Below are 19520 nucleotides of genomic sequence, written 5' to 3' on the forward strand. Positions count from 1 at the left end.
AGATGAATCTACCAAAAAGACCCGGAAGGTGATAGTAGATGAGGCTCCTGAGTAACGAGTTGCTGATCGAATCCTATCTCCGTGCTCTTGAACTGCAGTTGGACCAAGAATTCATTGAATTGCTGCGTGCGGAAATCCAGGAACGGAATCTTGCTGTGCCATCCCCCCATCCCCAGGCCAAAGCCAACTGAAGCCCTGCATCCTGCATCTCTCTACTGCTTGTGCTTCCCGGCGCCGGGCGCATGACCCTCCTGCAGAAGCTCTCCGATGAGGAAGGCGATCCGGAAACGGAGCGAGTCATTGGAATCCCGGAGGCTGCGCCTGGTCAACTGCTCATATTTATTCAGCCGGTAGCTGACCGTGTTGCGGTGGACAAACAAACGCTTTGCCGTTTCCCCAATTTGGCCCTGGGTATCCAGGAATACCCGGGCTGTTGCCATCAGCTCATCCCGTTCGTGAGGCTCCTCCTCCAGCACCGCACGGAAGCTCTCCAGATAAAAATCGGTTAATGCCCCCTCCGGAATCATCTTCAGCAGCTCCTCCGCCTCCCTGGTTCTGTAAGTATGTATAAACCGGGTCTGAAGGGACTGGTAGCCGTCCTGGAGCGCTTCTAAAGCCTCGTTGAAGGCGGTGGGGATATGGGTCAGCTGCTCCACCGGGTTGCCGATGCCGAAGGAAAAGGAGACGGCATTGCCGCTGTACAGCTCCTCTTGAATGTCCCGGAGACAATCCGTCAGCTGCTTTTCCGTAAACGGGCGCTGCCATTCCCACTTGAGCAGAATGACGAACAGCTCCTTGTTGGTGAACAGGACGCAAGGAAGCCCATGGCGGTTGAGCATCCGCTTCAGAATATCGTACAGAGCCTCGCGGCTGCTGTAGAGCAATCCCCCCAAGCTCCGGTCCGGGCTCTCATCCATTTTGCCGGCTATGCTCCAGTACGAAAATCCCTCTGTAATTCCATACCGTTTGCCCACCGTGGCAATCTCCGCAGCGGAAGAAAACCTTCCTTCGATTAAATCCTCAAAAAACTCATTCTTGTAGCGTCTTGACCTTTCCTTCAACGCCTGCTGCTTCATCAGCTCAAAGCCAATGACATTGGTGGCCTGCTCCACAGCCAGACCCGGATAGGGGGAGTGGTTGTTCTTGCCGTTGACCACCATCAGGAAAGCCGGCTGATAGGGCAGCTCGATGGCATACACCAGAACCTCTGCCTGCTCCGCGCCGCCGTCCGCCGGCAGAAGGGAGAAGCTGGTGGAGCGCGCGGCGGTTTTCTCCAGACTGCCCGCCGCTTCCGGCAGGGCAATCAGCATACGGCCGGTCAGGGAGTCCGTCACCGCCCCCGCCTGAGCCAGAATCCGCAGCTGGCCGTCCGCCAGCAATACCGCTCCTTCCATCAGCTCCGCCAACATGCGGAGAATCGATTCATTCCCTTTTCCCTGCATGATAATGGTGGAAAAGTCGCGGTGCATCTTCAGCGCATACCGCAGCTCCTCATTGTTCTTCTCCATCATGTAGCGGAGGGATTCCTGGAGCAATTCTCCCAAGGGCGGGTCAAGGGACAGCTCGATAAGCGGAAAATGGAGGGCATCCGCCAGCTTCAGGGCTTCCTTGGGAATCTCCTGAAGAAACCGTTTGGTTTTGAGGCCCAGGCCGGCGCAACCGGCCTCCGCCATTTGCCTGATGAGAAGCAGCAATTGATCAGGCTGCTCCCGCATGGCATACGCTGTTGTCAGCAGAAGCTCATCGGGCTTCAGATAATGGATGATATCTGGAGCATCCATCATATTCACGCTTTTAACTTGGCGCTCCAACCCCAATTCACCGGCTCTGACCCGGACATCCCGGTAAACGGGCAGCTGCAACAGTTCCTTTAGCCGCATAACCCACCTCTTAATGTTAAGGAATATAACACAATATACTGTATATCATATGATTATTCCGCGAAATGTGCAAGATGCACAAAAGTTATGTGCAATATTGTTTACATGGTCTATTGAATGAAGCTGAAAATATGCTAATATGGAGGAAATCAATAAAACATATGTAATAAAACATCACATTAAAAAGAGGGTGAATCCATGAGCCTGGCTGTTCAAAACGTGGAAAAGGGGTACGGGGGAAGGAAAGTGCTTCAAAGGGTCAGCTTCACGGTGCAGCCCAATGAATTCATCTGTATTCTCGGCCACAGCGGATGCGGCAAGTCCACCTTGCTGAATCTGATCGCCGGATTTCTCCAGCCAGACAGCGGCAGCATTACCGTAAACGGGGAATCCGTCAAGGGGCCATCCAAAGCGCGCTCGGTGGTTTTTCAGGAGCATGCCCTGTTCCCGTGGTACAACATCGCAGACAATGTGGCCTTCGGTCCGGCGGTTCAGGGAAAGGGCAAGGCGGCCGCCCGGGAGACCGCCATGGAATATCTCCGTCTTGTGGGGCTTGAGGATTATGCGGAGAGTATGCCCGACCAGCTGTCCGGCGGGATGAAGCAGCGTGTGGGCATTGCCCGCGCCTTGGCCAGCGGTCCGGATATTCTGTTGATGGATGAACCCTTCGGCGCGTTGGATGTGCTGACCCGGGAGATGATGCAGAAGGAGCTGCTGCGGATTTGGCTGGAATTGAAGCCCTCGGTGCTGTTTATTACCCACAGCATATCGGAGGCGGTTTATCTGGCGGACCGGATTCTCGTGATGAAAAACGGGGAGGTAGCCGAGGTGTTCGAGGTTTCCATGAGCCGGCCGCGCTCCGGCAGCCTTCCGGAATTCACCCAATTGGTGCAGCGCATCCAGTCCGTCCTGACTCTGGAATAAGGAGAATGTGAGATGAACAAATCGGCTTCAACATTTGCCTCACCGGCAAAGCTGGCAATTCCCGAAGTGAAGGAGCGGGCAAAACCGGTGATGCGGTGGAAGGATAAGGCAGGCCTTTTGCCCATCCTGGTGTTTTTTCTGGTGTGGGAGGCGTTCAGCCGGTTGAATGAGCGTGTGGAGCTGTTCAACCCCACCTTCCTGCCTGCGCCCAGCGCCATTCTGCAGGAAATGTGGGCATTGTCCAAAACCGGGCTGATCCAGGAAAGCCTTCAGGCCAGCACCGTCCGCATTCTGCTTGGCTTCTCCATCGGCCTGGTTCTGGCGGTAGCCGTAGGTGTCGTGATGAATAAATACAGAACGGTGGATTATTGGCTCAGCCCCATTCTGAATCTGCTGGGTCCGATTCCCGCCTTGGCGCTGCTGCCCATCTTCATTATCTGGTTTGGCATCGGCGAAATGCCCAAGGTCCTGCTCATCGCCTGGACCACCTTCATTCCGGTGCTGACCAATACCCTGGACGGTCTGAAATCCGTCAACCCGCTTTTGATCCGGTCGGCCTTGTGCCTGGGGGCCAAGGAACGCCATATCTTCTGGCGGGTGGTGTTTCCTTCGGCGATTCCCAGTATTTTTGTGGGGGCGCAGGTGAGCTTGGGATTGGGCTTCTCCGCTCTGATCGTTTCGGAGATGATGGGGGCCAAATCCGGCTTGGGCTACATCATTGTGGATGCGCGCAATTATTTCAAAATGGGCAATATGTTCGTGGCCATTATTCTCATCGGGCTGGAATTCAGCATCCTTTCGTATCTCCTGAGGATTCTGGAGAGAAGAATGGTCAGCTGGCGGCAAAACGGCGTTCGCAATGCAATCGAAAAATAAATCATTGTTTGGAGGAAACCACATGTTGAGAAACCGCTTATCCGTATTCGCCTTGTCCATGCTGCTTGTCCTGATGGTATTCGCTGCCGCTTGCGGAGCGGAGCAAGAGACCGCTTCGTCTCCGTCCACGGCGCCAACCGCCGCAGCCTCCGGCGCTTCCGCAGCTCCGTCCCCATCCACGGCCGCAGGCGGCGCCATTGAAACCAAAAGCTTCACCCTGGTTGGGGTGCGCGACGCCCAAATTTCCTCCCAGCAAATTATTGCCGACAAGCTGGGTTACTTCAAGGAGGCCGGTCTGGAGGTCACCAGCCAGCTTATCGAAAGCGGACCGGACATCGGCCCCATGGTTGCCGGCGGCAGCGCGCCCATCAGCATACAAACCAATTTTATGGACATTATTCTGACCTCCAATAAGGTTAAGGTGAAGATTGTGGCGCCTCTGGCCCAAATCGCCGGTACCCAGGCGGTGGTGGGCGGCAAGAATCTGGTGCTGAACAGCGCCAAGGATCTGGAGGGCAAAACCATCGGGGTTCCCAGCGGAGCGGACGTGGTCATTGCCATCAACAATATGGCCAAGGAGCTTGGTGTGGATGCCAGCAAGATCAAGTATGTGAATCTGGCCCCCAGCGATGCGGTAACGGCGCTGCAGAAGGGCGATATTGACGCTATGGCTGCTTGGGAGCCGTTTATTACCAAGGCCATTCAGGGCGGCGGCAAGTTCCTGTTCAGCGGCACCAAGGCGGAGCTTCCCGAGAAGAAGGGCGATGTCAACTGGATGAGTGTACATACCACCATTCAGGTCACCGACGGCTTCCTGGAGAAGAACCCCAACACCATTAAGGCAGTGCTGGGCGCGCTCAAAAAAGCCACCGACTATATCAACAATAACCGGCAGGAGGCCATCAAAATTCTGGCCCCCGAGCTTCATCTGACAGAGGCCGAGCTGACGGAAATTATGAACCGGAACAAATACAGTATGGAGGTCAACGACAACTATCTGAACGACAGCAACGGCGCTGCCGTAGGCGAATATCTGAAGGGTGCAGGCAACATCAAGGAGCTTCAGGACCCCAAAAGCTACCATCACCTGGAGCTGCTGAAGGAAGTGGCCCCCGAGCTGATCAAGGCGGAGCTGAAATAATTATCGCGCAATCCAAAAGCCGGTCCCGGAGCAGTGCTTCCGGGACCGATTCAATCCTATGGGGGAATCGGGCATGTCACAATCATTCGATACGGTGATTAAGGGCGGGCAAGTGGTGCTGAAGAATGAAGTGAAACGGCTGGATATCGGCATTCAAAACGGCGTTATTGCCGCGCTTGCGGAAACCCTGGACGGTCCGGCGGAGAGCATCATCCAGGCGGAGGGAGCAGTGGCGGTTCCCGGCATGATCGATATTCATGTCCATTTGAATGAACCGGGGCTGGCGGAATGGGAGGGCATCCCCACCGGCACCGCCGCATTGGCCGCAGGAGGCTGCACCACCTGCTTCGATATGCCCTTAAACGGGCTGCCGCCCACCACTACCACCGAAGCGCTGGCTCTGAAGGAGAGCCTGGCCAAGGACCGCTCCCGGGTGGATTATGCCTTCTGGGGCGGACTGGTTCCCGGCAATCTGGAGCAGCTGGAGCCGCTGGCCAAGCAGGGGGTGGTAGGCTACAAGGCTTTTCTGTCCGCTGCCGGCGGCAAGCAGGACGGGGCCTTCCGGGAGGTGGATGACGCCACGCTGTATGCAGGGATGGCGGAGATCGCCCGGCTGGGCAAGATCCTGGCGCTCCATGCGGAAAGCGAGCAGATCGTCTCGGCCATGACGGCGCATATGACCGCCAGCGGCCGGGTGTCGGCCCTGGATTATGCCCGGTCCCGGCCTGTATACGCGGAGGTGGAGGCGGTGAAGCGGGCGTTGTTCTATGCCGCGCAAACGGGCTGCGCCCTGCATTTTGTCCACATCAGCACTCCCGAGGCGGTGGAGGAAATCCGTCTGGCCCGGCTGGCCGGACAGGATGTGACGCTGGAAACCTGCCCCCATTATCTGGTGCTGACGGAGGACGATATGACGGGCATCGGTCCCTTGGCCAAATGCGCGCCGCCCTTGCGCTCCGGGAAGGAGCAGGAGGGCTTGTGGCAGGCTCTTGGCCGGGGGGAGATCGACATGATTACCTCCGACCATTCCCCCTGCCCTCCCGATATGAAGGAAGCCGCCAGCTGGTTTGAAATCTGGGGCGGCATCTCCGGCGCCCAAAGCTCGTTGGAGCTGCTGCTGGGCGAGGGGCATGTGCGGCGCGGTCTTCCGCTGCCCCTTCTGTGCCGCGCCTTGTCCACCCATCCGGCGGAGAGGTTCGGGCTTCATCCCCGCAAAGGCGAAATTGCCGTAGGGGCGGATGCGGATGTGGCTCTGGTGGAATTCGCCCCGTATGTATTGGAGCGGGGGCAGCTGTTTGACCGCCACAAGCAAAATCCCTATGTGGGCCGGACCCTGGACTGCCGGGTCAAGCAAACGGTGCTAAGAGGAAAAGTCGTGTATGAAAAAACGCGGGGCTTTGCCGGAGCCCCCCAAGGGCTTCTTTTGGCAAAAGCGCACCGCGTTTCTGTATAACCCGTATAACCATCAACTGCAACTTGTCGAAAGGGTGGCCCTGGATGGGGAACGTTCATAAACAAAATCTGCCTATGTCGGAGAGCAGCCGTTCGCGCCTCCATTCGGATATCGAAGACGCCATTGAATGGCTGGCCCAATTCGGCCAAGCGGCGGAAGGGGGCGTAACCCGCCTGCTGTATACCCCCGCCTGGCAGCTGGCCCAGCAGGCGCTGGAGGCGAAAATGGGCCAATTGGGCCTTGCACCGTATTATGACGATTGCGGCAACCTGTACGGGCGTCTGTCCGGAACGGACCGGGACATGGGGGTGCTGCTTACCGGCTCCCATGTGGACACCGTCAACTGCGGCGGCAAATTTGACGGAGCCTACGGCATTCTGGCCGGCATGCTGGCCCTCCGGTATTTGCGGGAAACCTGCGGCGCCCCCCGGCGCACCATTGAAGTGGTATCCTTCTGCGAGGAGGAGGGAAGCCGGTTTCCCCTTGCCTATTGGGGCTCAGGCAATATTGCCGGGCGCTACAGCCTTGGCGCTGTGCCGGAGGTGGCCGACAAGGAGGGCGTGACCCTGGCGGCGGCCATGCGGGAAGCGGGCTTCGGCCAGAAGCGCTACCCGCCGCCGGAGCGCAGGGATATTGCGGAATTTATCGAGCTGCATATTGAGCAGGGCTTTGTGCTGGAGAAGGAGAACAAAACCATAGGCGTTGTAGTAGGGATTGTCGGCCAAAAAAGGTACACGGTGCGGGTGAAGGGAGCGGCCAACCATGCCGGAACCACACCCATGAAATACCGCAACGACGCCTTGGCCGGGGCTTGCGCCATGGTCGGCTGGGTGGAGCGGCGGGCCCAGAACGAGCCGGAGCCCTTCGTGTCCACGGTGGGCCAGCTGGAGGTATTGCCCAACTCCTCCAATGTGATTCCCGGACAGGTGTATTTTACAGTAGATGTCCGGGATGCGGCGGCGGACCGGCTCGCGGCATTCTGCCTGGAGCTGCGCCAGGCCTTTGCGGCCATTGCCCGGGAGCGCGAGCTCACCGTGGAGGTGGAGGAGTGGATGGACATGGCTCCCGTCCGCATGAATCCGGCCATGAATGCGGAGCTGGCGGCCATTTGCGAGGCGAAGCGGCTGCCCTGGCGCCACATGTTCAGCGGGGCCGGGCATGACACTCAGGTGATCAGCCGGATCTGCCCGTCCACCATGCTGTTTGTGCCCAGCCATAACGGGATCAGCCATTCTCCGCTGGAATCCAGCAGTACGGCCGAGCTTGCTGCGGGTGTGGAGGTGCTGGCGGAGTGGCTTTATAAACGGGCATATTAACGGCCGTCTGCCGGGTTTCCCGCAGGAGGAGGCGACAGAGGGCAAAATACTATATAATGGAGGCTGTTATGGGATATCCGAATGATATTTTATCGACGCGGGCTGTCATCAAGCATGGATTATATGCGGTCATCCCCCCTACCGGTCTGGTGAATAATGTGATTCCCGGAGTTTCCGGCTGCAAGGTGAGCATTGTGGCCTCGCCCAAGATGGGAGCGGGCTTCGTCCAATATATCATCGCAGCGGAGCCGGGAGCCTTCACAGGCAAGGCGCTGGCGGATGAACCGGAGGTGGAGTCCTTCCTGTATTGCGCAGAGGGAGGCTGCCACGTCACGGTGGCGGGAGAAGAGCGGGAGCTGACCGCAGGCGGCTATGTGTTCAGCCCGGCGGGAGCAGGGGGAATCCGCTTCAGCAACCACACGGGGGAGGCGGCGCAGCTTCTTTTGTACAAGCAGCGGTATATCCCTTTGGAGGGGGCCCGGGCGGATATTTGCTGGGGCAATGCCAACGATATTCCCTTCCGGATTTATGACGGCATGGAGAATGTGTTCATCAAGGACCTGCTTCCCACGGAGCTGGGCTTCGATATGAACATGCACATTCTGTCCTTTGCCCCGGGGGGCTGCCATCCCTTCGTGGAGACCCATGTCCAGGAGCACGGAGCGTACATGCTGGAGGGGGAGGGCGTTTATTTGCTGGACGACAAGTGGTCCCCCATCAAAAAGGGCGACTTCGTCTGGTTCGGCCCGTATGTGCCGCAAGCCTCCTATGGAGTGGGCCGGGGGCCGTTCACGTATATTTATTCCAAGGATTGCAACCGGGATGTAAGCTTTGAACTGTAAATGACGGGCGGGATGTGGCTCAAATTACACCCAGGGGAGCTCTAACGGCGGTAGAAGCCTCTATTTCGGCGAAAATGATGCTGGAAAAAATCTAACGGCGGCCAGAGACGCTATTGGACCGTTTCTCCCTACGGGAAGCCCGATTTTAGTCAAATAACGTCTCCTGCTTCCGTTAGGTTTTCGTCCTCCTGTTTTGGAGGCGAATAGCGTCTCTCACCGCCGTTAGAAAATCGCGGAGAACCCATGGCCAACCCCCGATGCGAAAATACGAGTGTCGGAGCAGTGTGGGCGGCGGTAAAACGGCGGAAGCTTTAACCAATTTGAACTGGAAAAGGAGAAAGAACGATGCATATTGTGCTGCTGGAACCGCTGGGGATACCCGAGACTAGAGTCAGGGAATTGGCGAAGGGGCTGGAAGCCTCGGGCCACACCTTCACCTATTACGACACCCGGACGGAGAAGGATGAGGAATTAATCGAGCGTGCGAAGGACGCTGACGTGGTGCTGATCTCCAATCTGCCGCTGAACCGCAAAGTGATTGAAGCCTGTCCTTCCCTCCAACTGATCTCGGTAGCCTTCACCGGGGTGGATCATGTGGACCTGGCGGCTTGCCGGGAGAGGGACATCCGGGTGTGCAACGCAGCCGGCTATTCCACCCATGCGGTGGCGGAGCTTGCCTTCGGACTGGCGATTTCCGTATTGCGGCGGCTTGTCCCCTGCGACAAGGCCACCCGGACGGAAGGGACCAAGAACGGGCTGGTGGGTTATGAGCTGTACGGCAAAACCTTCGGAATCGTCGGCACGGGAGCCATTGGCCTGAAAACCGCGCTGATCGCCAAAGCCTTCGGCTGCCGGGTGCTGGCCTACAGCCGGAGCAAAAAGCAGGGGGCGGCGGAGAGCGGCATCGAATATACGGATTTGGATACGCTCCTGCAGGAGGCGGATATTGTCTCCCTGCATGTGCCGCTGACCGAAGAAACCCGGCAGCTCATCGACGCCCGGCGACTTGGGCTGATGAAGCCAAGCGCAGTGCTGATCAATACCGCCCGGGGACCGGTGGTGGACAATGCCGCCTTGGCCCAGGCGCTGCGGGAAGGGAAGCTGGGCGGAGCCGGGGTCGACGTATTCGAGATGGAGCCGCCCATCCCTTCGGACCATCCGCTGGTGGGGGCACCCAATACGGTGCTGGCTCCCCATGTGGCTTTTGCCACCCACGAGGCGATGGATACCCGGGCGCAGATTGTATTTGCCAATGTGGAAAAATGGCTGGCGGCAGCACCCCAGAATGTGATCTGCTGACAGATAATCGGGAGGAGGAAAATGGATGAAGCTGCTGAGCGAACCGGCTTCGGCCGCCAATATCCAGCGGATTCTGGAGAAGCTGGACACCTTTAATTCCGATCCGTCCCGGGGGACCACCCGGGTGCTGTTTACGCCGGTGGAGGTTGCCGGACGGAGCTATATCAAGGAAGAGATGGCTGCCCTGGGATTAACCGTCCGGGAGGATGCCATCGGCAATATCTTCGCCGCCCTGCCGGGCAGTGACCCATCCCTTGCCCCGGTCTGGACCGGGTCCCACATCGACACGGTGCTGCAGGCCGGGATGTATGACGGCATGGCGGGTGTGGTAGCGGGGCTGGAAGCGGTGCGCCTGATCCGCGCTGCCGGAATTACGCCTGTCCGGACCATTGAGGTGGTGGTGTACACCTCCGAGGAGCCTACCCGCTTCGGGCTGAACTGCCTGGGCAGCCGCGCGTTGGCAGGGGCCCTCACCCTGGAGGATGCAGAGCGCCTCAGGGATGAAGAGGGCCGCACCCTGGCGGAGGTGCTGGCGGATTTGGGCTACGACCTGTCCCGCTTCAAGGATATTCCCGTTGCCCGCGGCGCGGTTCGCGGCGCTATTGAGCTGCACATTGAGCAGGGCGCTGTGCTGGAATCCCTGGGTCTGCCCATCGGGCTGGTCAAAACCATCTCGGCTCCCACCAATTTTGAGGTGTCCGTCCGGGGCAAGCAATCCCATGCGGGCAGCACGCCCATGCATCTGCGCCATGACGCCTTCCTGGCCTGCTGCGAGATTGCCCTGGAGCTGGAGCGGCTGGCCAAGGCTTCCTCCAGCCCGGATACGGTGGGCACGGTAGGCAAGGTGGAGGTGGTGCCCAATGCCTCCAACGTTATTTCCGGCCTGGTCCATTTCTCCATCGATATCCGCGACAGCGACTATGAAACCAAAAGCAGGCTGGTGGCCGGCCTCAAGGAATTCTTCCGGGAGGTGGAGGCCCGCAGGCAGGTGGAGCTGGACATCCGGCAAATCAACGACGATCTGCCCACCCACTCCGATCCGGCTATTCTGGCCCTTCTGGAGGGGGCCTGCATCAAGAAGGAGATCCCTTACCACAAAATGGTCAGCGGGGCCTTCCATGATTCCATGATGGTGGGGCGGTTTGCGCCCATTGCGATGATTTTTGTCCCCAGCAAGGACGGCATCAGCCATAATCCGGATGAATTTACCGAGTACGGCGATATTGCCAAAGGGACGGACATTCTGGCCGAGGCTCTGCTCCGGATGGCGATGGAGTAGACAGACCCGCTTGCTCTGCATTCCCGCTTTTGTATTTCCCACGTATGCCCAAAAAAACCGCCGGCTCCGGGAAGCGGCACCCTCCGTCAGATTCGCTCTGGCGGGGAAGGTGCGGCTCCCGGTATAACCGGCGGTTTTGTACGTTGTACATTATGAATCCATCAATTAATGAAATTTCATGCTGCTGCTGTGGCCGGGAGAAAGCCGGGCGTCCGGGTCCAGATACACCTTGGCGTTGTTCACGGCGGTAGGCGCCTCGCCCAGACCCACGGCGATCAGCTTCAGCTTGCCCGGATAAGTGGTGATATCCCCGGCGGCGAAAATTCCCTCGATGTTGGATTGCATCTTGGTATCCACCACAATGGAGCCGGACTCGATATGGATGCCCCAATCGGCAATGGGCCCCAAGGAAGAATTAAAGCCGTAATTGACGATAACCGCATCCACCGGCATTTGGGTTTCCTCGCCGGACTTGGTATCCTTAATGGTAACAGCTTCGATGAACTCTTCTCCGTGCAAGGCAGTGATTTCCTTGGGGGTTACCACCTGCACCCGGGACTTCATCAGCTGCTCCACACTATGCTCGTGGGCGCGGAATTTGTCTCTGCGGTGAATCAGCGTTACCTGCTCGGCCACCGGCTCCAGCATCATGGCCCAATCCACTGCGGAGTCGCCGCCGCCGCTGACCAGCACCCGCTTTCCTTTGAAGCTGGACAGGTCTTGAATAAAGTAATGAAGATTTTTCTTTTCGTAACGCCGGGCCTCGGCCAAATCCAATCGCTTGGGCTCGAAGGCGCCTGCCCCTGCCGTAATGATAACAGCCTTGGCCGTGTGAACCTGCTTGTCGGTTGTAACCTCAAACAGCCGGTCATCCTTTTTGGCCACGTTCAGCACCTTTTCCTCCAGTTGGACGGATACCGGGAATTGCTTCATCTGGCTGACAAGGGAATCCACCAGCTCCTGGGCGCGTACCTTCGGGAAGCCCGCTACATCATAGATGTATTTCTCCGGGTACAATGCAGCCAGCTGGCCGCCCAACTGGGGCATGCTTTCAATCAGTTTGACGCTTGCATGGCGCATGCCGGCGTAGAATGCGGCAAAAATACCTGCGGGCCCGCCCCCGATTACGATCAAATCGGTCATGTTTTGTACGTTCGAATCATCCATACTATAGCTCCCCTTTAGAAGTTTGCAATAAATTTCACAATGTATCCATTCTAATCCATGTTTTATTATAATGCTCTGGCCTGAAGAAAGAAACCCCAAGCTGCGTTCCGCGGCTGTTTGAAAACCTTCCGATCTGTGTACCTTGGTATAGGACATGCAGTATTCCTCCGGGCTGCTGGGAGAAGCAAAAGTGCAGGCAGCTTTCCAGGAGGCATAGAGCGCGGAGCTGGCGAACAGGGGGTTCGCGCCTGGGTTTGTCGTTTGGAGGCCGCGGCCGCAGCGGGAGCGAGGCTCAATTTCTGGAAAATACATGGCCTCAACGACGCTTGGCAGGCATTTATCCTTGTAAAAATGGCTTTTTAAAAAAAAGACTAGATATTGTTGATTTTTATAGGTTTAATTTGTGATAATAATCATTAGATAACTATGTTTTTTGCCTTGATAATTTGATGGGATCATTATATGATTTCAGTGCCACAACATGCCGGAGATATTTCCGGAACGTTTGCAGAAGCTAAGGAACAGAAAAACTTCCGATTGTGCAATAACGTGAGATTTTTCACAAACAATACCACAGCACTTCAGAACTTTTATAGATGGAAGGGATACCAATGAGCCGAATACCAAGGATTGTAATTCTGGGAGCCGGATACGGCGGGATTGTGACTGCCATCGGGCTTCAGAAGGAATTAAACTATAATGAAGCCGATGTCACCCTTGTGAATAAGCATGACTACCATTTTATTACGACGCATTTGCATATGCCTGCGGCAGGAACCGATAACCCGGAGAATGCCCGGATTGAAATCTCCAAGCTTATCGACGAGTTCAAAATTGATTTTGTAAAGTCTACGGTGGTTCAAATCCGGCCTTACGACAAGAAGATTATTCTCGAGGACAGCACGCTGTCCTACGATTATTTGGTAATCGGCCTGGGCGGAGAGCCGGAGACCTTCGGCATTCCGGGGCTTAAGGAGTATGCCCTCAATATCCGCAGCATCAACAGCGTCAGGCTGATCCGGGAGCATATTGAGTACCAGTTTGCCCGGTTCAAGCAGGAGCCTGACCGGTTGGATTATCTGACCTTTGTGGTGGGGGGCGCAGGCTTTACGGGCATCGAATTTGTGGGTGAGCTGGCCGACCGGATTCCGGAGCTCTGCCGCGAATTCGATGTGGACCCTGCTTTGGTCAAAGTCTATAATGTGGAGGCTTCGCCTACTGTGCTGCCGGGTTTCGATGCCGAACTGGTGGAGCACGCCGTGCAGGTGCTGGCCCAAAAGGGCGTGACCTTCAAGATTGCTACGGCCATCAAGGAAGTGCTGGTGGATGGGGTGGTCCTGTCCGACGGCGAGCTTATCCGTTCGGCCACCGTTGTATGGGCTGGCGGCATCCGGGGCAACAAGATGGTGGAGGAAGCCGGCTTCGATACCAAGCGCGGACGGATTGTGGTGGATTCCACGCTGCGGACGAAGGATTTCGACAATGTTTACGTGGTGGGCGACTGCTCCATCGTGCTGAACGAGGAAGGACAGCCTTATCCGCCTACTGCCCAAATCGCCACCCAGCAGGGAGAGGTTGCGGCCTATAACCTGGTGGCAGCCATCCGCAATACGCCTATGAAGGACTTCAAGTTTATTAACCGCGGTATTATTGCGTCCCTGGGCAAGGGAGAGGCGATCGGGGTAGTGGGGGCCAAGAAGCTGAAGGGCTTTATGGCCGCCATGCTGAAGAAAGTTGTGGAAATCCGCTATCTTTACAAAATCGGGGGCATCCCTCTCGTTATCAAAAAGGGACGGCTATGAGACATTGCAGTGTGCAGGTGCGGGGGCTCCTGACCCGGGAGGAGCTGGACCGGTACAACGCGCTGATGGAGGTAGGGGGATTCCTGGAATCCCAAACCCGGTATGACTTGGCTTACACCGTGCAGCGGGAGGTGGATCTTTTGATCATGCCCGCCATTGAGCGTCTGAAGGAAAAGAGCCGCCAGCGCGACCGGGATACGGAAGCCTATCTGAACAGCAAGGCAGCCTCGCGGGAAGCGAAGGAAGACGAAGAGAAAGACTGATCCCAACACAAAAAGCCCGCTTTTGGCCGCAAACGGCTGAAGCGGGTTTTTATTTTGTTGTTTCCACTAAGCTACACCGTAAACATCCGGTCCAGCTTGGCCTTGTCCAGCAGATTGCCCACGTAGAAGCCGCCGAAGTCCCCGTAACGGGCGCTGGCCTCGTCGAAGCGCATTTCATACACCAGCTTCTTGAATACAAGCGGATCGTCGCCGAACAGCGTGACCCCCCATTCCCAATCGTCAAAGCCGACGGAGCCGGTAATGATCTGCTTGACCCGCCCTGCATAGCTGCGGCCGATCAACCCGTGGCTCCTCATCATTTCCCGGCGCCGCTCCATGGGCTCCATGTACCAGTTGTCCTGGCCGTCCCGTTTTTTGTCCATGGGGTAGAAGCAAATATGCTTGGACTTGGGAAGCTGGGGCTTCAGTCTGGCCACAATCTCCGGGTCCTCCATAGGATTGGTGCCCGGTTTGGCCATGTAGCTGGAAAGCTCCACCACGGATACATACGAATACGAGGGAATGGTGAAATCGGCAAAGGCCGTCTTTTGAAAAGCGGTTTCCAGATCGTTTATGTCATCCAGGGTTTCCCGGAGGTGCATAAATACGATATCCGCCTTTTGCCCGACAATGGAGTAGAATGCGGTGCTGCCGGTTTTGGCCGCTTCCGCCTGGGCGCATTGGTCCAGGAACTGCTGCAGCTCCTCCAAGGCCTGCCGGCGCAGCTCCAAGGGGGAGGCCTTCCAGGATTGCCAATCGATGCTCCGAAAATCGTGAAGGGCATACCAGCCCTCCAGGGTTTGAACCGCTTCGCTCATTGAAATCCCTCCTGGCAGATTGTACACATTATAATCACTATTACATTGTAGACAAATTGAATTAAAAGGGCAAACGAACCGGGTACGGGTCCCATGTATGATCCGGCAGCGGGGGTGTCAAGCTAAGGGCATGAAGCCAATCTTAAGAAGAAAGGTGATCCTTATGCCCATGGCATTCGTCAACGGCACCCGGCTCCATTACCATGTGGAGGGCCGCGGCATTCCTCTTATTTTTATTCATCCCCCGCTGCTGAACCAGGAGATATTCAATTACCAAAAGGCGCAGCTGTCCGACGCCTTCAAAATCATTACCTTCGATATCCGCGGACATGGCCTGTCCGATGCTTCCCCTGCGGCGGTGACCTATCCGCTGGTGGTGGAGGATATGCGCCAGCTGCTGGAGCATCTGGATGTGCGGGAGGCGGTAGTGTGCGGCTATTCCACAGGCGGCGGCATTGCGCTGGAGGCCATGCTGGCCCATCCCCAGACCTTTACCGGCGGCATCCTGATCTCCGCCATGTCCGAAGCGTCGGACTGGTATCTGAAAGGCCGTATCCGCGCAGCCTCCGGTTTGTCCCGGATAAAGGCCAAACGGCTGCTGGGCGGTCTGGTAGGCTGGGGGAACGCCGATATGAGCCTGACCTTCAACAATTTGTACAAAGGCGCAGTTCAAGGGGACAGCCGCAACATCCGGCAGTATTACGACTACAGTCTGACCTATTCATGTACGGACCAGCTTTCGTCCATTGAGCAGCCTGTGCTGCTTTTGTACGGGGAGGAGGATGCGGCCTTCCACCGGTACGCCAGAATGCTGGAGGCGCGGCTGCCGTACAGGGATTTGGTTTTTATCGAAAAAGCATCCCACCAGCTCCCCACCAAAGCTCCCCGGACCATGAACCGGATTGTGGAGCAGTGGGTTTCCCGGCGCTTTGGCGGAGCCGCCGGTCGTCCCGGCAGGGCGGCGGAGGAGGTTGGCACGGTACAGGTACCGGTGTCTGCCGGAGACATCCCGCCGCAGAGAACGGAGAATACCCAGCAGCTGTAATGTCTTATGCGCCTCCCGGCCAAGCCTTCAAACCCAAGCGGATGCTTCGGTGATGGAGGCTTTTTGGCGATTCTCGAAAACTCTATCTGCGCTGTCGATTCTTGTGATAGAATGGAGAGTGATCTCTATTGAAACGGGTGGGAGAATAACCGGATGAAAGTAACCAATTTATTGCATTTTACGGAACATCACCGGTTCACCGTCAGCCGGAGCTTCGCGCTGGGAAGTCTCGGCGTGAGGATGCTCTCCTCCATCTATCAGCCCATGATCGGCCCGGGAGCCATCGCCCTGTACCACACGCTGCATCAACAGCTTCCCGTGGACAAAGCAGGCTATTCGCCCCTGGAGGCCCAGCGCAGGCTGTTTTTGCAGATGGAGCTGGAGCCCGGGGAAAAAGGCCGCCGGCAGTTTCTGGATTTGACCTCCCGGCTGGAAGCGGTGGGGCTCTTGTCCACCAGCCGCCGCCTGTATTCCGAGTCGGAGGATTGCGTGTACGAATACCGGCTGTTCGAGCCGTTGCCGCCGGAGGAATTTTTCCGCAACCAGCATTTGGCCATGCTCCTTCGGGATAAGGTGGGCAAAATGCTGCTGCTCCAGCTCCGCGACGAGCTGCTGGCAGATGAGCCGGCGGAGCTTGCGGGAGCCGCGGCGGAGCAGCTGTCAGTGCCGTTCTATGACCTGTTCCGGCTGAATACCAAGGTGATGGACCCTGATCTGGAGGAGGCGCTGTATGAGACGGCTGCCGGACGGGACAAGGTTGGGGGACTGGATACGGAAACGAAGGGCTTTACCTTTACGGATATTATCCGCCGTTTTCCCAAGGGCTCGCGGAACCGGCCCTTTGTGGAGGCGCTGCAGTTCCGGGAAGGACATATGGCGGCCATTAACATAGCGAAGAGCAAGTACAATCTGGAGCTGCAGGAAACCTGCCGCTTGCTGGATGAGGACGGGATTTTTGACGAGGAAGGCAATCTGCTGTTCGAGGAGCTGCAGTATCGGGCCAATCTGTTGTACCGGCAGGCCAAACGGCGGGATGAATTTGCCGGACGCAAGGTTCACCGGCTGCTGGCGGTCCAGTCCGAAGAGGCCGGAGAAGATGCGGCGCTTCAGGAAAAAGCGGTCCAGATGGAATATTATCTGGAGGTGCCTGCGCTGTTCCAGGGCCAATGCGATGTTCACCAGTACAATATGCTGCTTAGGAACGAGCCGTATACGCTGGTATTGAAGCGGTTTTTCCCCCATGGCACGGTGCCGGACGGGGTTCTCGACGTATTTGAAAAAATTGACCTCAATTATGGCCTGAGCGGGGAGGTTATTAATGTTCTGATTCACTTCCTTCATACGGACCGCCGTTCCTGGGTCAAAAATTCCATTGAGGCCATTGCCTCGGACCTGCTGGGCAAGCAGGTGGGCACCTATGAGCAGGCGGTGGAATATATCCGGGAGAAGGCGCGCTACAAGGCCAAGGCCGGGGCCAGACGCAAGGATGAAGGGCCGGCGGGTGCGGCGGGCTCTTCCGGGAAGTCCGCTGCCCCGGGCGGGTCCCGTGGCGCCAGAGGCGGCGGCAAGCAGAAGCCCGTCATACCGGTTGCCCTGGACAAATCCGGCGGGCGCAAGCAGCTGTCGGACGAGGAGATGGAAGCCATTATTAAGAAGGCCAGCCGGTGGGAAGAAGGAAGAGCTTAGCTTACGTTGTTGGCTTTTCTTACGAAAAGCCCTAGCGGATGCTTACGAAGCAGGCTTTCCTTCGGAAAGCCCTAGCGGATGCTTACGAAGCAGGCTTTCCTTCGGAAAGCCCTCAGGAGGTGACAGTGAATGGAATCCATGTCGGAGGTGCTCCGAACGCTGCCGTTCGCGGCTTTGCGCAAGCAGGCGGAGGAACGGTACCGCGCGGTTCTGCAGGACCCGCTGATCCAGAAATGGCGGGCCAAATATCCCGAGCTCACAGATGAGGATATTAGCTTAAATCTCAATAAAATGTACCAATATGTGAAGGAATACCGCGCCTGCCGGGAGTGCCCGGGTCTGGACAAATGTCCCAACGAGCTTGAGGGGCATGCCACGCGGCTGGTGGTGGATGAGATTCACGGCCGCCCGCAGATTTATGACCAGAAGGTTCCTTGTCCCCGCTATATGGTGTGGGAGGCGGAGGAAGCGGTGAAGCGGCGGATTACCAGCTTTTATGTGGATCAGGCGACGCTTAAGCGGGGTTATGACCTGAAGGAGATTGTGCGGGCGGACAGCGAGCGGGCCGAGGCCGTCGGTTATCTGGTGGATTATATCGACCGGACCAAGGAAGCGGGACTGCCGGCCAGAGGGCTGTATCTGCAGGGGCCTTTGGGAACGGGCAAAACCTTTTTGATGTGCTACATGCTGTATGAGCTGGCCAAACAGGGCTTAAGCGGCGTGATTGTGTATATGCCGGATTTCGCCGAGGATCTGAAGGCGATGTTCGGCGAGCCCCAGAAGCTGAAGGATACGATCGAGCTGATGAAGGAAACGGATCTGCTGGTATTTGACGACATCGGGGCGGAGAACATGAATCCCTGGCTGCGGGATCATGTGCTGGGGACCATTCTGAACTACCGGATGAACCGCAAGCCTACCTTTTTTACCTCCAACTACGAGTTCAGCGGTTTGGAAAAGCACTTCAGCTTCACCAGCAAGGATGGGGAAGAGGAGTTCAAGGGGCAGCGGATCATGGACCGTATCCGTCATTATGTGGATATTATCGAGGTGCACGGCACCAACAAACGGATGCAGGAGCGGGAATAGCGGAAGCATATTTCCGTTATTCAGGACATATTGCTGGTACATGTGTCCCGTCATGCGGGAGACCGTACAGGTTTGCGCCTAATCCGCGGGCTATTCGGCGGGGAGTATGGTATACTTTAACATGTACGGCTAGGCGCCTGTCAGGCGTCATAATCCATGATGAACGATACAGAAGGAGGATATCCATGGCAATTGTCAACGTGTCGGACCAATCCTTTAAGGCGGAGGTTGAAGGCGCGGGTACAGTCCTGGTAGATTTCTGGGCTCCATGGTGCGGCCCTTGCAAAATGATCGCGCCGGTGCTGGAGGAGCTGGATCAGGAATTGAATGTGAAGATCGCTAAAGTAAACGTGGATGAGAATCAGGAGTCGGCATCCCGCTTCGGCGTTATGAGCATTCCCACCCTGATTGTGTTCAAGGACGGCCAGCCCGTGGATAAAATTGTGGGATTCCAATCGAAGGATGCACTAAAAAACGTGCTCAATCGACATGCGTAACCTTTACCTCTCATAAAAAAGAGCCGCTGTTCCTCTTCGGACAGCGGTTCTTTTGCTCAAAAGGACACTAACTTGCCTTTCTTTTTCTATGTGCCGGCGGATACAAATATATATGTCGTGCAATAATAGTTATACGACATCCA

At 56.9% G+C, this 19520-nt stretch carries 18 protein-coding genes; 15 read left to right on the forward strand and 3 right to left on the reverse strand.

Annotation, left to right across the window (positions count from 1 at the left end; genetic code table 11):
* Positions 1 to 38: 38 nt before the first annotated feature.
* On the forward strand, positions 39 to 191 hold the full coding sequence (sda, locus tag DQG13_RS14265; RefSeq protein WP_113020440.1) for a sporulation histidine kinase inhibitor Sda: 153 nt from the start codon (positions 39 to 41) through the stop codon (positions 189 to 191).
* A 21-nt stretch (positions 192 to 212) separates the two neighbouring features.
* Here sda and DQG13_RS14270 read toward each other — a convergent pair whose 3' ends face one another.
* The gene (locus DQG13_RS14270) at positions 213 to 1880 is read right to left on the reverse strand and encodes a PucR family transcriptional regulator (protein ID WP_113020441.1); all 1668 of its coding nucleotides are present in this window, start codon (positions 1878 to 1880) and stop codon (positions 213 to 215) included.
* Positions 1881 to 2078: 198 nt separating this feature from the next.
* Between DQG13_RS14270 and DQG13_RS14275 the strand changes: the two genes are divergently transcribed.
* The 8 genes from DQG13_RS14275 to DQG13_RS14310 all read left to right on the forward strand — a co-directional run bounded on the left by DQG13_RS14275 (position 2079) and on the right by DQG13_RS14310 (position 11010).
* Positions 2079 to 2804: an ABC transporter ATP-binding protein gene (locus tag DQG13_RS14275; RefSeq protein ID WP_113020442.1), complete on the forward strand. Its 726-nt coding sequence runs from the start codon at positions 2079 to 2081 to the stop codon at positions 2802 to 2804.
* Positions 2805 to 2816: 12 nt separating this feature from the next.
* Complete coding sequence (locus tag DQG13_RS14280; RefSeq protein ID WP_113020443.1) at positions 2817 to 3680, forward strand: ABC transporter permease; 864 nt, start codon at positions 2817 to 2819, stop codon at positions 3678 to 3680.
* Between the two features lie 22 nt (positions 3681 to 3702).
* Entirely contained in the window at positions 3703 to 4821 is a 1119-nt protein-coding gene (locus DQG13_RS14285) for an ABC transporter substrate-binding protein (protein WP_113020444.1), read from the forward strand.
* A gap of 73 nt (positions 4822 to 4894) precedes the next feature.
* Entirely contained in the window at positions 4895 to 6274 is a 1380-nt protein-coding gene (gene allB, locus DQG13_RS14290; protein ID WP_113020445.1) for an allantoinase AllB, read from the forward strand.
* 44 nt (positions 6275 to 6318) lie between these two features.
* Positions 6319 to 7590 (forward strand): M20 family metallo-hydrolase, encoded by a 1272-nt coding sequence (locus tag DQG13_RS14295; protein ID WP_113020446.1) that lies wholly within the window; start codon positions 6319 to 6321, stop codon positions 7588 to 7590.
* A 68-nt stretch (positions 7591 to 7658) separates the two neighbouring features.
* Positions 7659 to 8432 carry a (S)-ureidoglycine aminohydrolase gene (gene allE, locus DQG13_RS14300; RefSeq protein ID WP_113020470.1) on the forward strand — a complete coding sequence of 258 codons (774 nt, stop codon included), beginning with the start codon at positions 7659 to 7661 and terminating at the stop codon, positions 8430 to 8432.
* A gap of 345 nt (positions 8433 to 8777) precedes the next feature.
* Positions 8778 to 9731 (forward strand): 2-hydroxyacid dehydrogenase, encoded by a 954-nt coding sequence (locus tag DQG13_RS14305; protein ID WP_113020447.1) that lies wholly within the window; start codon positions 8778 to 8780, stop codon positions 9729 to 9731.
* A 25-nt stretch (positions 9732 to 9756) separates the two neighbouring features.
* The gene (locus DQG13_RS14310) at positions 9757 to 11010 is read left to right on the forward strand and encodes a Zn-dependent hydrolase (protein WP_113020448.1); all 1254 of its coding nucleotides are present in this window, start codon (positions 9757 to 9759) and stop codon (positions 11008 to 11010) included.
* Positions 11011 to 11175: 165 nt separating this feature from the next.
* Here the strand turns inward: DQG13_RS14310 and DQG13_RS14315 are convergent, their stop codons facing one another.
* Positions 11176 to 12177 (reverse strand): NAD(P)/FAD-dependent oxidoreductase, encoded by a 1002-nt coding sequence (locus tag DQG13_RS14315; protein ID WP_113020449.1) that lies wholly within the window; start codon positions 12175 to 12177, stop codon positions 11176 to 11178.
* Positions 12178 to 12788: 611 nt separating this feature from the next.
* Between DQG13_RS14315 and DQG13_RS14320 the strand changes: the two genes are divergently transcribed.
* Positions 12789 to 13979 carry an NAD(P)/FAD-dependent oxidoreductase gene (locus DQG13_RS14320; protein ID WP_113020450.1) on the forward strand — a complete coding sequence of 397 codons (1191 nt, stop codon included), beginning with the start codon at positions 12789 to 12791 and terminating at the stop codon, positions 13977 to 13979.
* Complete coding sequence (locus DQG13_RS14325) at positions 13976 to 14242, forward strand: hypothetical protein (RefSeq protein WP_113020451.1); 267 nt, start codon at positions 13976 to 13978, stop codon at positions 14240 to 14242. Before DQG13_RS14320 ends, DQG13_RS14325 begins: the two co-directional genes overlap by 4 nt.
* Before the next feature lie 71 nt (positions 14243 to 14313).
* On the opposite strand, the gene hemQ is transcribed toward DQG13_RS14325, so the two are convergent.
* Positions 14314 to 15060, reverse strand: coding sequence for a hydrogen peroxide-dependent heme synthase (gene hemQ / locus DQG13_RS14330; RefSeq protein ID WP_113020452.1), 747 nt, complete (start codon positions 15058 to 15060; stop codon positions 14314 to 14316).
* A gap of 163 nt (positions 15061 to 15223) precedes the next feature.
* Between hemQ and DQG13_RS14335 the strand changes: the two genes are divergently transcribed.
* From DQG13_RS14335 to trxA, 4 genes are all read left to right on the forward strand, one after another.
* A complete protein-coding gene (locus DQG13_RS14335; protein ID WP_113020453.1) occupies positions 15224 to 16105 on the forward strand; it encodes an alpha/beta fold hydrolase in 882 nt (293 codons plus the stop codon).
* Between the two features lie 153 nt (positions 16106 to 16258).
* Positions 16259 to 17791, forward strand: coding sequence for a replication initiation and membrane attachment family protein (locus tag DQG13_RS14340; RefSeq protein ID WP_113020454.1), 1533 nt, complete (start codon positions 16259 to 16261; stop codon positions 17789 to 17791).
* A gap of 129 nt (positions 17792 to 17920) precedes the next feature.
* Positions 17921 to 18880 (forward strand): primosomal protein DnaI, encoded by a 960-nt coding sequence (dnaI, locus tag DQG13_RS14345; RefSeq protein ID WP_113020455.1) that lies wholly within the window; start codon positions 17921 to 17923, stop codon positions 18878 to 18880.
* Positions 18881 to 19032: 152 nt separating this feature from the next.
* Positions 19033 to 19377, forward strand: coding sequence for a thioredoxin (gene trxA, locus DQG13_RS14350; protein WP_258525678.1), 345 nt, complete (start codon positions 19033 to 19035; stop codon positions 19375 to 19377).
* Positions 19378 to 19520 lie beyond the last annotated feature (143 nt).

This window comes from Paenibacillus sp. YN15, assembly GCF_003285005.1.
In the GTDB taxonomy this organism is placed as follows: Bacteria; Bacillota; Bacilli; order Paenibacillales; family NBRC-103111; genus Paenibacillus_AR.

Excerpts from the sequence above, each read along its gene's own strand:
- sda (WP_113020440.1), top strand. The coding sequence starts at position 39 with ATGAGGCTCCTGAGTAACGAGTTGCTGATCGAATCCTATCTCCGTGCT.
- DQG13_RS14270 (WP_113020441.1), bottom strand. The coding sequence starts at position 1,880 with ATGCGGCTAAAGGAACTGTTGCAGCTGCCCGTTTACCGGGATGTCCGG.
- DQG13_RS14275 (WP_113020442.1), top strand. The coding sequence starts at position 2,079 with ATGAGCCTGGCTGTTCAAAACGTGGAAAAGGGGTACGGGGGAAGGAAA.
- DQG13_RS14280 (WP_113020443.1), top strand. The coding sequence starts at position 2,817 with ATGAACAAATCGGCTTCAACATTTGCCTCACCGGCAAAGCTGGCAATT.
- DQG13_RS14285 (WP_113020444.1), top strand. The coding sequence starts at position 3,703 with ATGTTGAGAAACCGCTTATCCGTATTCGCCTTGTCCATGCTGCTTGTC.
- allB (WP_113020445.1), top strand. The coding sequence starts at position 4,895 with ATGTCACAATCATTCGATACGGTGATTAAGGGCGGGCAAGTGGTGCTG.
- DQG13_RS14295 (WP_113020446.1), top strand. The coding sequence starts at position 6,319 with ATGGGGAACGTTCATAAACAAAATCTGCCTATGTCGGAGAGCAGCCGT.
- allE (WP_113020470.1), top strand. The coding sequence starts at position 7,659 with ATGGGATATCCGAATGATATTTTATCGACGCGGGCTGTCATCAAGCAT.
- DQG13_RS14305 (WP_113020447.1), top strand. The coding sequence starts at position 8,778 with ATGCATATTGTGCTGCTGGAACCGCTGGGGATACCCGAGACTAGAGTC.
- DQG13_RS14310 (WP_113020448.1), top strand. The coding sequence starts at position 9,757 with ATGAAGCTGCTGAGCGAACCGGCTTCGGCCGCCAATATCCAGCGGATT.
- DQG13_RS14315 (WP_113020449.1), bottom strand. The coding sequence starts at position 12,177 with ATGGATGATTCGAACGTACAAAACATGACCGATTTGATCGTAATCGGG.
- DQG13_RS14320 (WP_113020450.1), top strand. The coding sequence starts at position 12,789 with ATGAGCCGAATACCAAGGATTGTAATTCTGGGAGCCGGATACGGCGGG.
- DQG13_RS14325 (WP_113020451.1), top strand. The coding sequence starts at position 13,976 with ATGAGACATTGCAGTGTGCAGGTGCGGGGGCTCCTGACCCGGGAGGAG.
- hemQ (WP_113020452.1), bottom strand. The coding sequence starts at position 15,060 with ATGAGCGAAGCGGTTCAAACCCTGGAGGGCTGGTATGCCCTTCACGAT.
- DQG13_RS14335 (WP_113020453.1), top strand. The coding sequence starts at position 15,224 with ATGCCCATGGCATTCGTCAACGGCACCCGGCTCCATTACCATGTGGAG.
- DQG13_RS14340 (WP_113020454.1), top strand. The coding sequence starts at position 16,259 with ATGAAAGTAACCAATTTATTGCATTTTACGGAACATCACCGGTTCACC.
- dnaI (WP_113020455.1), top strand. The coding sequence starts at position 17,921 with ATGGAATCCATGTCGGAGGTGCTCCGAACGCTGCCGTTCGCGGCTTTG.